The sequence below is a fragment of the Pseudomonas yamanorum genome (assembly GCF_900105735.1).
Taxonomy (GTDB): Bacteria; Pseudomonadota; Gammaproteobacteria; order Pseudomonadales; family Pseudomonadaceae; genus Aquipseudomonas; species Aquipseudomonas yamanorum.
The window spans coordinates 5,493,713-5,507,174 of record NZ_LT629793.1; the positions used below are offsets into that span (position 1 = coordinate 5,493,713).

General features: G+C 61.9%; 10 protein-coding genes and 2 tRNA genes. 4 read left to right on the plus strand and 8 right to left on the minus strand.

Annotation, left to right across the window (positions count from 1 at the left end; all coding sequences use genetic code 11):
• Window positions 1-113 precede the first annotated feature (113 nt).
• Together BLU46_RS25975 and BLU46_RS25980 are read left to right on the plus strand one after the other, a co-directional pair.
• A tRNA-Val gene (locus BLU46_RS25975) sits at window positions 114-189 on the plus strand.
• A 19-nt stretch (window positions 190-208) separates the two neighbouring features.
• Window positions 209-285, plus strand: a tRNA-Asp gene (locus tag BLU46_RS25980).
• Window positions 286-369: 84 nt separating this feature from the next.
• On the opposite strand, the gene BLU46_RS25985 is transcribed toward BLU46_RS25980, so the two are convergent.
• Entirely contained in the window at window positions 370-1,140 is a 771-nt protein-coding gene (locus BLU46_RS25985; protein WP_093207658.1) for an APH(3')-II family aminoglycoside O-phosphotransferase, read from the minus strand.
• Window positions 1,115-2,653 (minus strand): MFS transporter, encoded by a 1,539-nt coding sequence (locus BLU46_RS25990; RefSeq protein WP_063028301.1) that lies wholly within the window; start codon window positions 2,651-2,653, stop codon window positions 1,115-1,117. The genes BLU46_RS25985 and BLU46_RS25990 overlap by 26 nt, the downstream gene beginning before the upstream one ends.
• A gap of 105 nt (window positions 2,654-2,758) precedes the next feature.
• On the opposite strand from BLU46_RS25990, the gene BLU46_RS25995 reads away from it, so the two are divergent.
• A complete protein-coding gene (locus BLU46_RS25995; RefSeq protein WP_063028302.1) occupies window positions 2,759-3,682 on the plus strand; it encodes a LysR family transcriptional regulator in 924 nt (307 codons plus the stop codon).
• Here the strand turns inward: BLU46_RS25995 and BLU46_RS26000 are convergent.
• The 6 genes from BLU46_RS26000 to kdpF all read right to left on the minus strand — a co-directional run bounded on the left by BLU46_RS26000 (window position 3,642) and on the right by kdpF (window position 11,779).
• Window positions 3,642-4,334 (minus strand): response regulator, encoded by a 693-nt coding sequence (locus tag BLU46_RS26000; protein WP_010166411.1) that lies wholly within the window; start codon window positions 4,332-4,334, stop codon window positions 3,642-3,644. The genes BLU46_RS25995 and BLU46_RS26000 overlap by 41 nt on opposite strands.
• Window positions 4,331-6,982 (minus strand): sensor histidine kinase, encoded by a 2,652-nt coding sequence (locus tag BLU46_RS26005; RefSeq protein ID WP_093207660.1) that lies wholly within the window; start codon window positions 6,980-6,982, stop codon window positions 4,331-4,333. Before BLU46_RS26005 ends, BLU46_RS26000 begins: the two co-directional genes overlap by 4 nt.
• Before the next feature lie 129 nt (window positions 6,983-7,111).
• Entirely contained in the window at window positions 7,112-9,184 is a 2,073-nt protein-coding gene (gene kdpB / locus BLU46_RS26010) for a potassium-transporting ATPase subunit KdpB (protein ID WP_093207662.1), read from the minus strand.
• An 11-nt stretch (window positions 9,185-9,195) separates the two neighbouring features.
• Window positions 9,196-9,855, minus strand: a complete 660-nt coding sequence (gene kdpC, locus BLU46_RS26015; RefSeq protein ID WP_093207665.1) for a K(+)-transporting ATPase subunit C — start codon at window positions 9,853-9,855, stop codon at window positions 9,196-9,198.
• A 10-nt stretch (window positions 9,856-9,865) separates the two neighbouring features.
• Entirely contained in the window at window positions 9,866-11,572 is a 1,707-nt protein-coding gene (gene kdpA, locus BLU46_RS26020; protein WP_093207668.1) for a potassium-transporting ATPase subunit KdpA, read from the minus strand.
• A gap of 108 nt (window positions 11,573-11,680) precedes the next feature.
• The gene (kdpF, locus tag BLU46_RS26025; RefSeq protein WP_003219423.1) at window positions 11,681-11,779 is read right to left on the minus strand and encodes a K(+)-transporting ATPase subunit F; all 99 of its coding nucleotides are present in this window, start codon (window positions 11,777-11,779) and stop codon (window positions 11,681-11,683) included.
• A gap of 731 nt (window positions 11,780-12,510) precedes the next feature.
• Here kdpF and BLU46_RS26030 point away from each other — a divergent pair.
• Window positions 12,511-13,452: an IS110 family RNA-guided transposase gene (locus BLU46_RS26030; protein ID WP_093200084.1), complete on the plus strand. Its 942-nt coding sequence runs from the start codon at window positions 12,511-12,513 to the stop codon at window positions 13,450-13,452.
• Window positions 13,453-13,462 lie beyond the last annotated feature (10 nt).

Consider the following 13,462-nt stretch of genomic DNA (forward strand, 5'->3'; position numbering starts at 1 on the left):
GCGCCGGTTTTGCGGGGTTCGCAGGGGCTAAGGCAAAATATTTTGAATAAATTGCATTTAAATCATGACATTACGAAAAATTGCTATAGAATGCGCCCCACACCGAAAGTGAAGGGTGATTAGCTCAGCTGGGAGAGCGTCTGCCTTACAAGCAGAATGTCGGCGGTTCGATCCCGTCATCACCCACCATTCGCTTTATGTGTTACGCGCAGCGGTAGTTCAGTCGGTTAGAATACCGGCCTGTCACGCCGGGGGTCGCGGGTTCGAGTCCCGTCCGCTGCGCCATATTCGGTCACCTGGAACGCTGAACGCCAGGTACCACGGAAAGCCCGCTCATTGAGCGGGCTTTTTGCTGTCTGGGGTTTGGGTTTAGAAGAACTCGTCCAGCAAACAGTAGAACGCGATGCGCTGCTCATCGGGTTCGACGCCGTATTGCTCGAAGAACGGCGCCACCCAGGCCGCTCCGAGATTGCGCTCGATGCTGCGGGCCGCGAGTGCAAGGTCCTGATAACGGTCACTGATGCCCAGGCGACCGCAGTCAATGAAACCACTGAAGTGATCGCCCTCAGCCATGAAGTTTGGCAGGCAGGCATCGCCGTGGGTCACCACCAGGTCATGGGCGGCGGGTCGGGTCGACAGCAGTTCGGCGAATACATCCGTGGCGGTTCGGCCCAGGCGTTGATCGTCGAAGTCGGTCTCGTCAACCAGCCCTGCGTTCACGCGATTACCGGCGGCCGCAATACGGTGTTCCAGTGAGTGGTCGAACGGGCACTGTGCAACCGGAACCTGATGCAGGCTGCGCAGTGCGCTCGCCACCAGGGCAATGACCTGCGGCGCAGACAAGTCGCTGGCGCTGGCCAGATCCTGCCCGGGCACGGCGGTCATCAGCAGCCAGTGACGATGGTTTTCCGTCAGCTCATCCAGCACGCCAGGCCCTGGCAGGTTCCATTGCTGGAGCCAGCGCAGCCGCTCGATCTCGTCGGGCAACTCGGCGTGTGGGCCGATGGGCTCGGATTTCAGGAACAGGTCCTCACCGTTGTCACGGAGCAGGCGGAAGACGTCGGCTCCCGACTCGCCAATGGTCTGTGGCTCGATGAGGGCGTTGGGGAATTGGTCACGCCATTTTTTTGGAATAGTCATGCGCGCATTCTTCCATTTTCTTCATATCGCTTCCATCCGCCGCCCCCTGGCGCCGTAAAAACACAAAGACCACCAAGGACGTGACCAGCGTGAAACCAGCCAGTAGTTGTAGCAATGTGTTGAACCCGGCCGTGTAGGCCGCTCGCAATTCGGCCAGTGGAATTATTGTGCCGGCCTGCAGGATATCGCCCATCACCAGCGCCTGGGCAACCACCGAAACATCCGCCGCTGCGCTTCCGCGCAAGTGGTGCGCAACCAACGCGCCCAATACCGCCATCGTGATCGCCAGCGCCACGCCTTCACTGGCCACGCGGGTGGTATTGAAAATCCCCGCCGCCATTCCCGCACGCTCCTTGGGCACCACGCTGATCGCCAAACCATCCATCAAGCCCCACGGCAGCCCGGTGCCGATTCCGATGACCAGCATCGCAGCGACAGTCTGTCCAGGCTGGTCGGCCAGGCTTAATCCCCACAGGCCCACCGCCGCGATCAGCAAGCCAATGGCGCACAACACACCTGCCGACAGCCAGCGCGTGAGCGATGCGGCGATCATCGGCACCACCAGCATCGGTGCCGATAACGCGAGCATCATCAACCCCGCGTCCAGCGCGCTAGCGCCTTCCACACCGATAAACCGCAGGGGCAGCAACACGATCAGCACGATGTAGCAGTAACAGGTACCGATCGGCAGGAGCTGCACGCCAATAAACCGCGGGAAGCGAAACAGCCGCAGCTCCAGCATTGGTTGGCTGGAGCGGTTTTCGACGAGGACAAACACCAGCAAAAACACCGCCGCAGCGATCAGCAGGGCATCAACCAGCGGCGAGGTCCAGCCGTGCTCCGGCGCGAGGATCACCGCTGTGGTCAGGGCCACCAGCATCGCGGAAAACGTCAGTACACCAGCGGTGTCCAGCCGCAGCGCTTGCGGGTCGCGGCTTTCACGCATTTTGGGCGCGGCAAACAGCAGCGAAATACCGGCCAATAATGCAGTGCCGAGAAAAATCGAGCGCCAGCCCCAGTGCTCGATCAGCACCCCCGACAGCAATGGCCCAAACGCCAGGCCTGCACCAAACGTTGTGCCTAGCAAGCTGAAGGCGCGAGTACGGGCATGGCCGTCAAACTCCTGGGCCAGCGCCGCACAGCCACTGGCCAGTGCCGTAGCTGCCGCGACGCCCTGCACACCACGCAACACATCCAGCCAGAAAATCCCCGGTGCCACTGCCAGCAGCAAGGAGACCAGGGTAAACAGCGCCATGCCCCACAAGAACAGACGCTTTCTCCCATACAGGTCGGCGAGGGTTCCGGCGGCCATCAACAGGCTGCCGAAGCTCAGCATGAACGCATTGGTGATCCACGCCAACTGACTTGGCTGGGCGGCAAATGCCTGGCCGATAAAAGGCGTGGCGACGGCGCCACCGGTAAAGCTCATGGGCAATACCAGGGCCGCCAGGCAAATCGCGGCCAGGATGGAATATCGGCCATGGGCGGGCGCAGATTTGGTTGTCGTGTTCATAGGGCATTCCCGCGAGTCTGAAGATTAAAAAGACTCTAATCAGGATGCAATCACGGATAAACGGGCTTACATTCCGTTCATAGCGGACTGGATGGATGTAATGACGTGACTGATAACTTGAGCGGCGTGATCGCCTTTGTAAAAACGGCAGAGGCCCTGAGTTTCACCGGTGCAGCCCGGGCGATGGGGATTTCCGCCTCGGCGGTGGGCAAGAATGTCGCCAAGCTTGAGGCGTCACTGAGTGTGCGGCTGTTGCACCGCAGCACCCGCAAGGTCAGCCTCACCGCCGAAGGCCAATTATTCTACGAGCGCAGTCGGAAAATTCTCGACGACCTGCAAGACGCCCGCGCCATGCTTTCCCATGCGATGCAGGCACCCCGGGGCAAACTGCGGGTCAGCCTGCCCACCATCGGTTATCGCTTTCTCTTTCCGCACATGATGGCGTTCCGCAAAGCCTACCCCGAGATCGAACTGGAGCTGGATTTCAACGACCATCTGGTGGATGTGATAGAGGAGGGCTTCGACGTGGTCATCCGCAGCGGCGGCCTGGCGGATTCGACCCTGATGGCCCGCAAGCTGGGGCCGTTCAGATTTGTACTGTGCGCATCGCCCGAGTACCTGCGGGCCAACGGCCGGCCAAAGTCCCTGAGCGACTTGGAGCATCACCCGTGTTTGCGTTACCGCTTCGCCACCACCGGAAAAATCATGGACTGGACCTTATCCGCCAACCCGGCCATCACCCAATTGCGCCTGCCCACCGCCCTGACTTTGAACAATATGGAAGCCATGCTCCGGGCTGCGATGGACGGCCATGGCATTGCCTACGTGCCGGACTTCCTGGCCCGCGAAGCACTCGCCGAGGGCCAGCTGGAAACCGTGCTCGACGGCCATTCCGATGACCAGGGTCAGTTCTGGGCCCTGTGGCCATCCAGCCGGCACCTCTCGCCGAAAATTCGCGTGTTTGTCGATTTCGCCGCCGCGCATCTGTTCACAAGCCCACCAGTCGGTAGCCCACCTGCAACTCGGTGATGAAGTACTGCGGCTGGGCCGGGTCGGCCTCCAGCTTCTGCCGCAGATGCGCCATATGCACCCGCAGATAGTGGGCGCGGTCCACGTAGTCCAGTCCCCACACTTCAAGCAATAACTGCCGATGGGTGAGCACCCGGCTCTGCCCGCGAATCATCGCGCACAGCAGGCGGTATTCGATGGGCGTCAGGTGCACCGGCAGGCCTTGGCGCCACACTTCATGGGTCGCCAGGTCCACCTCAATCTCGCCAAATGCCACCTTGCTGGTGGCCGCCACGGTGCCGGTTTGCCCGTGCCGACGCAGTTGCGCACGGATGCGCGCCAGCAACTCGGGCACGCCGAAGGGTTTGGTCAGGTAGTCATCGGCGCCGGCGTCCAGGGCGGCGACTTTTTCCTCTTCGCGATCCCGCGCCGACAACACCAGGATCGGCACCGCCAGCCATCCCCGCAGTTCGCTGATCAACTGTTTGCCGTCGCCGTCCGGCAGGCCGAGGTCGACGATCACCAGGTCCGGCTGGCGGCTGGAGGCGTGGATCAACGCGCGCTTGACGCTGTCGGCCTCGAACACCTGGAAGCCCTCGTCCTGCAGGGCGATGCCGACAAAACGGCGGATATTGGCCTCGTCTTCAACAATCAGAATGCGTGCAGTGCTCATAGGGCGTCCATTGGGGGCGGAGTACCCGCCGGTAAAGTGATGACGAAATGCAGGCCGCGCTCGCTGCCGGGCATGGCTTCGATGCGCCCGCCGTGGGCTTCGACGATGCGTTTGGCCAGGGCCAGCCCCAGGCCGATCCCGGCGACCGAGGACTCCTGCTGGCCACGGGCAAACGGTTCGAACAGATTGGCCGGCGCGCTGCCCGTGCCGGTGTCGCTGACTTCCAGCAGGATGTTGTCCGAAACGGCGCGTGCGGCCACGGTAATGACCGTGCCCGGCGGGGTGTACTTGGCGGCGTTGTCCAGCAGGTTGACCAGCACCCGTTCGATCAGCAGCGCATCGACTTCCACCAGCGGTAATTGCGGGTCCAGCGTCGTATTCACCACATGCCGGGCCAGTGGCTCACGCAACTGGCGCAGGGCGCTGCCGACGATCTCTTCCAGCAAATGCCATTGCCGGTTGAGCCGCACGCCGCGCTCTTGCATGCGGGCCATGTCCAGCAGGTTTTCGATCAGGCGTTGCATTGAGGTCGCCTGCTCATGAATACCGTGCAGCAACTCGGTCAGCGGCCCCGGCGGCGCATGGGGCAGGGCGGTGTCGGCGGCGCCGATCAGGGTGGTCAAGGGCGTGCGCAAGTCGTGGGAAATCGCCGCGAGCAAGGTGTTGCGCATCTTCTCGCCTTCCATCTGCACCAACGTGCTTTGCGCCACTTCGACGAAGTGCACGCGCTCCAGGGCAATCGCCAGCTGGCTCATGCAGGCTTCCAGCAGGCGGCGTTCTTCGGGCTCGTTGAGGCGTTCGCTTTGCGCCAGTTCCAGCACCAGCACACCGCGCACGCGCATCGGGGCCTTGAGTGGCAGATAGCACCCCTTGGCGGCGGACAAGGTGTCGGTGCCCTGGCCGGCGGATTGGCCGTGGTCGTAGGTCCATTGGGCGATGCTGTCGTCGATCGGCAGCCCGCCTGCGCCCACGCTGTGCACGCCGTCGGCGGCGTCCGGCAAGGCCAGGCCTACCCGTGCCTCGAACACGCCGCTGAAGGTGCGCAGCGCCACTTCGCTGATCTGCTCCACGGTCAAGGCGGCCGACAGATCCCGGGCCAGGCGTGCCAGGGACGTGGCGCGGCGTTCTCGCGCGGCGGCGGTGCGCGCTTCGTGGCGCAGGCGCGCGGTAAGTTGCCCGGTGATCAGCGCGATGCCGAGCATCAACGCGAAGGTGAAGAAATACTGGGTGTCGTTGACAGTAAACGAGTAGCGCGGCTGGACGAAAAAGAAGTCGAAACACAGCACCGCGAGCATCGCTGCCCACACGCCGGGGCCGCGTCCAAACCGCAGGGCCACCAGCACCACCGTGAGCAGGAACAGCATCACCACGTTGGCCAGGTCGAACACCTGAAGCAGCAGCGCGGCGATGGCGCTGGCGGTGAAACAGGCGAGGGTGGCCCAGAGGTAGGCGAGGGTCCGGCCGGGGGCGGGCGCGGTTTTTTCAATGACCGGGACAGTGCCCGGCAGTACGCCATGGGCGATCACAATCTGGTCGATCTGCGGATGGTGTCGGCTGATCCGGTCGCCCACCGACTGGTGCCAGAACCGCCACGCCCGGCGCGGGTGATGGCCGAGTACCAGGCGATTGGCGTTGTGTTCCCGGGCGCAGGCGGCCAGTGCTTCGGCGACGTCCATGCCCGGCAGCGTAGCGGTGTCGGCGCCAAATTCGCTGGCCAGGGCCAGGGTTTTCATCGCCGTAAGATAACGCTTGGCACCGCGACCCTGGGCGGAGGCGACGTGCACCACGATCCAGTCCGCCTCGAGCTTTTGCGCCAGACGCGCGGCTTCGCGCACCAGACGCTCATCGCCGGCGTCACCGGCCACGCCTACCAGCAATCGCTCGCGGGCGGGCCACAGGGTCTTGATCGACTGTTCGCGGCGGTACACGCGCATCTGCGTGTCGACCCGGTCGGCGGTGCGGCGCAGGGCCAGTTCCCGCAGGGCCAACAGGTTGCCCTTGCGAAAAAAGTGCCGCGAAGCGCGCTCGGCTTGGGGACCCAGGTACACCTTGCCGTCCTTCAAGCGTTGCAGCAGATCATCCGGCGGCAGGTCCACCACGACCACTTCGTGGGCGTTGTCGAACACGTGGTCCGGTACGGTTTCCCGCACGCGAATGCCGATGATCCCACTCACCAGATCGTTAAGGCTTTCCAGGTGCTGGACGTTGAGGGTGGTCCACACATCGATGCCGGCGCTGAGCAGCTCTTCCACGTCTTGCCAGCGTTTCGGGTGGCGTGAGCCGGGCACGTTGCTGTGGGCCAGTTCATCCACCAGCAGCACGGCGGGATGGCGTTGCAGGGCGGCGTCGAGGTCGAATTCGGTGAGGGCAAAGTCGCGGTGAAGACGGTGGGCCCGGGGCAGTTGTTCGAGACCGTTGAGCAGGTCGGCGGTTTCCTGGCGGCCGTGGGTTTCCACCACGCCGGCGAGTACGTCGCGCCCCAGGCCGACTTCCCGTTGCGCCGCGTCGAGCATGGCGCAGGTCTTGCCCACTCCGGCGTTGGAGCCGAAGTAGATACGCAGTTTGCCGCGCAAGGCGGCCTGTTCTTCCTGCTGGACCCGGGCGAGGAGGGCGTCGGGGTCGGGGCGTTCTTCGTTTAATGCGGGCATGTCATTCCTGGTCAATGCGGTTCAATTGTGGGAGCGGGCTTGCTCGCGAAAGCGGTGTATCAGTGACAGATGAGTTGGCTGACACACCGCATTCGCGAGCAAGCCCGTTCCCACATTGGGTTTGCGGCGCTACACGAGACCCAGCCCGGTCAGTACCATGTCAATCAGCTTGATCCCGGCAAACGGCACCAGCACCCCGCCCAGGCCATAGATCAGCAGGTTGCGATTGAGCAATGCCGCCGCGCCAATCGCCCGGTAGGTCACGCCGCGCAGTGCCAACGGAATCAGCGCCACGATGATCAACGCGTTGAAAATCACCGCGCTGAGAATCGCCGAGTTGGGGCTGGTCAGGTGCATCACGTTCAGCGCGCCGAGCTGCGGATAGGTCGCGACAAACGCTGCCGGGATGATCGCGAAATACTTCGCCACATCATTCGCCACGCTGAAGGTGGTGAGCGCGCCACGGGTCATCAGCATCTGCTTGCCCACCTCGACCACTTCGATCAGCTTGGTCGGGTTGCTGTCGAGGTCGACCATGTTGCCGGCCTCTTTCGCTGCCTGGGTGCCGCTGTTCATCGCCACCGCCACGTCGGCCTGGGCCAGCGCCGGTGCGTCGTTGGTGCCGTCGCCGGTCATGGCCACAAGCTTGCCCTGGGCCTGGTAGTCGCGGATCAGTTGCAGCTTGTCTTCCGGGCGCGCCTCGGCGAGGAAGTCATCCACGCCGGCTTCCACGGCAATCGCGGCGGCGGTCAGGCGGTTGTCGCCGGTGATCATCACGGTCTTGATACCCATGCGCCGCAGTTCGGCGAAGCGCTCCTTGATGCCGCCCTTGACCACGTCCTTGAGCTCCACCACGCCGAGTGCTTTGGCCCCGTCCGAGACCACCAGCGGGGTGCTGCCGCGTCGCGACACTTCGTCGACCTTGGCCTGCAAGGCGGCTGGAAAACTTCCACCCAATGCTTCGATATGACTGCGGATGGCATCCGCCGCGCCCTTGCGAATACCACGGCCTTCGGGCAGGTCGACGCCGCTCATGCGGGTCTGCGCGGTGAAGTGCACAAAGCTTGCGCCGAGGGCGTTGATGTCCCGTGCACGGATGTCGAACTTCTGCTTGGCCAGCACCACAATGCTGCGCCCTTCCGGGGTTTCGTCGGCCAGGGACGCGAGTTGCGCTGCATCCGCCAACTCGGCTTCCTTGACCCCTGGTGCCGGCAGGAAGCTGCTGGCCTGGCGATTGCCCAGGGTGATGGTGCCGGTCTTGTCCAGCAGCAACACGTCGATGTCACCCGCCGCCTCTACCGCACGACCAGAGGTGGCGATCACATTGGCCGACATCATGCGGCTCATGCCCGCCACGCCGATGGCCGAGAGCAGGCCGCCGATGGTGGTGGGGATCAGGCACACCAGCAGCGCCACCAGTACCGTGGCGCTGATCACGCTACCGCTGCCACTCATGGCCACGGCGAAGATCGAGTACGGGCTCAGCGTGGCGATCACCAGCAGGAACAACAGGGTCAGGCCCACCAGCAAAATCGTCAGGGCGACTTCGTTGGGAGTCTTCTGGCGCTTGGCGGATTCGACCATGGAAATCATACGGTCGAGGAACGACTCCCCCGGGTTGACGCTGATGCGCACCACCAGCCAGTCCGACAGCACCCGCGTGCCGCCGGTGACCGAGGAAAAGTCGCCGCCGGCTTCGCGGATCACCGGTGCCGATTCACCGGTGATTGCGCTTTCATCCACCGAGGCCACGCCTTCGATCACTACGCCATCGAGCGGCACCAGGTCGCCGGCTTCGATCAGCACCACCTGGTCCTTGCGCAACAGCGTCGCTTCGGTCGGCAGCCACGCCGCGCCGTGCTTGGGCTGCTGCAGCAGCTTGGCCAGGGTCTGGCGTTTCATCCCCCGCAGGCTGGCGGCCTGGGCGCGGCTACGACCCTCGGCCAGGGCCTCGGCGAAGTTGGCGAACAGCACGGTAAACCACAGCCACAAACAGATACTGAGGATAAAGCCGCTGGGCGCTTCACCCTGGCCGCCGAGGGACTGGAACCACAGCAGCGTGGTGAGGAGGCTGCCCAGGTACACCACGAACATCACCGGGTTTTTCCACTGCGCCTGGGGCAGCAGTTTCTTGAACGCGTCCCCGCAGGCGGTGAGCACGATGGCGCGGTCAAACAGAGGTAAACGAGCATTCTTGATCATGGGGGAATCTCTTACTCACTGGCCGCAATGGGGGGCTGGCGCACAGGCAGGCGGGCGTCCAGCGCGAGGTTGAGTTGCAGCACATTGACTCGTGGTTCGCCGAGCAAACCGAGGGTGCGGGCGGCGGTGTTTTCATTCACCAGTTGCAGCAGATCGGCTTCGGGGATCTGCCGCAGGCGGGCGACCCGGGCCAGCTGGATGCGCGCGTTGGCCACGGAGATATGCGGGTCCAGGCCAGAAGCGGAGGCGGTGACCGCATCCACCGGCACCTGGGTGTCGGCGGCGAGGCCGTTGTCCTGGCGGTAGGCTTTAACTCGGGCTGCAACCTGGTCTACCAGTTTCTGGCTGGTAGGGCCCAGATTGCTGGCGCCGCTGGAGCCGGCGTTGTAAGGCTGCGACACGCTTTTGCTCGGGTCTTGCGGGTCTGCGCCGAGGGTCATGCTCGGGCGGCCATGGAAGTACCCGGGCTGGGTGAAGTCCTGGCCGATCAACGCCGAGCCGATCACCAGGCCGTCGCGTTCAATCAGCGAACCCTGGGCCTGGAACGGGAACAGCAACTGCGCGGCAAAGGTGGTGAAGATCGGGTAGGCGAGGCCGGTCAGGGCCATGAAAAACACCGCCGAAACCAGCACCGGGCGCAACAGCCCTTTGAATATCGATTGAGTCGTCATCAACGTGTCCTTAGTTGTACGTCTGGCCGGACAGCAACTGCAGTTGCTCCACCAGCGGGCCGAGCGCGAGGGCCGGCAGGAAAGTCAGGCCACCCACCACCAGCACCACAAACACCACCAGCACCATGAACAACGGGGTGGCGGTGGGGATGGTGCCGGCGCCGGCAGGCACGGTCTTTTTCAACGCCAGGGAGCCGGCCACGGCGAGCATCGGCAGCATGGTGAAGAAGCGCCCGACCAGCATCGCGAGGCCAATGGTGGTGTTGAAAAACGGCGTGTTGGCATTCAACCCGGCGAACGCCGAACCGTTGTTGGCGGTGCCCGAGGTATAGGCGTAGAGCACCTCGCTGAAACCGTGGGGGCCGAGGTTATTCAGGCTGGCCATGGTGTCGGGCCACAGGGCGGCGAGGGCGGTAAAACCGAGGATGCTGATGGGGTGCGCGAGCACCGAGAGCATCACCAGTTTCATCTCCCGGGCCTCGATCTTCTTGCCGAGAAATTCCGGGCTACGGCCGATCATCATGCCCACCAGAAACACCGTCAGCAGCGCGTACTGGATCAGGTTGATAAAGCCCACACCGTCGCCGCCGAACACGCAGTTGAGCATCATCTGCGCCAGGGGCACGAAGCCGCCCATGGGGGTCAATGAGTCATGCATCGTGTTGACCGAGCCGGTGGTGGCCGCAGTCGTGGTGGCGATAAACAGGCTGCTGTCGGCAATGCCGAAACGCAGCTCCTTGCCTTCCATATTGCCGCCGCTTTGCTCGATGGACAGCGTCTGGTTGGCACCGGCCTGGGTCAGCAACGGGTTGCCGTTTTGCTCGGCGCCATACACCAGCGCGAGAAAGCCGATGAACATCACCAGGAAGGTGCCGAAAAACACCCAGCCCTGACGGCGTTGCAGCAGCATGCTGCCGAAGGTGTAGGTCAGCGCCGACGGGATCAGCAACATGCTGAGGATGTGCAGGGCGTTGGTCAGTGGCGTGGGGTTTTCGAACGGGTGCGCGGCGTTCATGCTGAAGAAGCCACCACCGTTGGTGCCGATATGCTTGATCGATTCAAAGCTCGCCACCGCGCCGACAATCAACTGTTGCTGCGCGCCTTCAAGCGTTGTAGCCAGGGCTTGGGAGGCAAAGGTCTGGGGCATGCCTTGCCACACATACACCAGTGCCATGCCCACGCACAGCGGCAGCATCACGCGGTATAGGGTGCGGGTGAAGTCGACCCAGAAGTTGCCGATATCCGCCGAGCTTGAGCGGCTCAAGCCACGGATAAAACCCGCTGCGGCGACCACGCCCGAGGTGGCGCCGACAAACATCAGGAACGTAATCACCGCCATCTGGCTGAAGTTCGACAGGCTGGTTTCGCCCGAGTACGCCTGCCAGTTGGTGTTGGTGATAAAGGACGCGGCGGTATTGAACGCCAGGTCCGGGGTTTGCGCGGCCAGCCCGAGCGGGTTGATCGGCATGACGGCTTGCAGCCGCAGGATGGCATAGCCGAGCAGCATCATCGCCGCGTTCGACAGCAGCAGGGCCGAACCGTAGCGGGCCCAGCTCATGGTTTCCAGCGGGTCGATGCCCAGCAGGCGATAGGTATAACGTTCCGGCAGGGCGTGGCGGGTTCCGGTAAAGACCCGGGTCAGCCACTTGCCCATCAGCACGGCGAGGCCGGTCATCAACCCCAGAACCAGCGCAAATTCCAGCAAAGTGCTTAGCATGTCGAGGCTCCGTTCAAATCTTGCCCATGGCGACAATGGCCATGGTTGTCGTGGCGAAAAACACCAGGGAGAGGCCTACAAAAATCACGTCGTACATGGTGGGGCTCCCTAGAACTTTTCGGCGCGAATGAGGGCATAGCCCAGATAAGCGAACAGCCCGACGGCGCATAAGCCGCTGGCGATATAGATGAACTTGAGTGTGAGCACGGTGGAACTCCCCTGATTAATAAGCCGCGATTGCGGACGCGGGGAGGTTAAGAGGTTGGGTATCAAGTTCGGACACTGATTACGGGGGCGGGTATTAAGACGGTGTATAGAGAGGGTTAGGGTGGGCGAACGGAAAAAAGGGATAGCCCGGGGGTGGGGTATCCCTTGAAACACTGGGGTTCTGCTGCTTTTGATGATCAGCTTATTTGGCTTTCTTTTTCTTTGAATCGCGGGTGGCGAGTTGTTCGAAGCAAAAGGCGGCGGCGCCGAACAGGGCGATCATTGAGAGGACGATCATGCCTAAAGTTGAACTTTCCACGATGACTTCCTACGGGGGTGATTGGTGTGGAGTTCACAGTAGTGGAGGGGGATTAGTTGCTCAATAGAGACGACGTAAACGTTATGGCTGGGGTTGAATCTATACGGAATCTTTACGTGGTTGTTGTGTGTATATCCGTTTTTTAGGTAACGGCTACTTATGGTTTCGCTCTTACAGCGAGTCACTTTGCAAAAGCGGCAAAGTAACCAAAACGCTCTGCCCCGCCTGTCGGCACCTCGCCTAGGCTCGGTGTTCCCTTGTAAGATTATTTTCACCTGCTTCAGACCGTGGTGCCCTCAGATTTCAAGATCGTGAGTGAGCATGGGTCGAAGCAGGTTCTTTTCTAAACTAGTCCGAACGGTTGCCTGGGCGTAAAGCCCGATTCTGCAAGGTTGGACGTGAGGAAAACGCCATGGACCATGACTCTGCGTTCGTCGGAATTGATGTTTCCAAAAACAAGCTCGACTCATTCGTCAGCACTACTGGCCAAGTCGAGCAGTTTTTCAATACTCCAGAAGATATCCAGCGTTTAGCTAAGCATCTCAAGGCTCAGATGCCCGCTTTAGTGGTGCTGGAAGCAACTGGCGGATATGAGCGGCTTGCCGCTGCCGAGCTTTGCGCTGCTGGATTACCAGTCGTTGTTGTCAATCCCCGTCAGGTCCGTGATTTCGCTAAGGCTACCGGACGGCTGGCTAAAACCGACGCTCTGGATGCCCAGGTGATTGCGGAGTTTGCTCAGGCGGTCAAACCCGAAATTCGGGAGATGCCAGATGAACACGCTCGTGAACTGGCAGATCTACTGACTAGACGCCGTCAGCTTATCGATATGATCGTGGCGGAGGAGTCTCGACTGAAACAGGCGGTATTCAAGGCGCTTCGACGGGATATCAAGGCACATATCGTCTGGCTTCAAAAGCGTCTTAAAAGTACAGACGATGACTTGCACGAAGCGATCAAAGCTTCGCCGGCCTGGAAGGCCAATTATGATTTGCTGCGCGAGGTCTCAGGTGTTGGCAATGTGCTCGCACTTTCGCTGCTGGCGATGGTTCCTGAGCTAGGCAAAGTGAATCGCAAACAAGTGGCTGCATTGGTTGGTGTGGCCCCTTTTAACTGCGATAGCGGCCTGTACAAAGGACGTAGACGGATATGGGGTGGTCGAGCTGAGGTGCGAAGTGTGCTTTACATGGCTGTCTTGTCCTCGAAGAGCCATAACCCGGTGATCGAGAGGTTCTACAACCGTCTGCTTGCTGCAGGGAAGACGAAGAAAGTGGCGCTGGTTGCATGCATGAGAAAGCTGCTGACGATCCTGAATGCGATGGTCCGAGATCAAAAACATTTCGCTGAAATGGCTTGAGATTCGACAC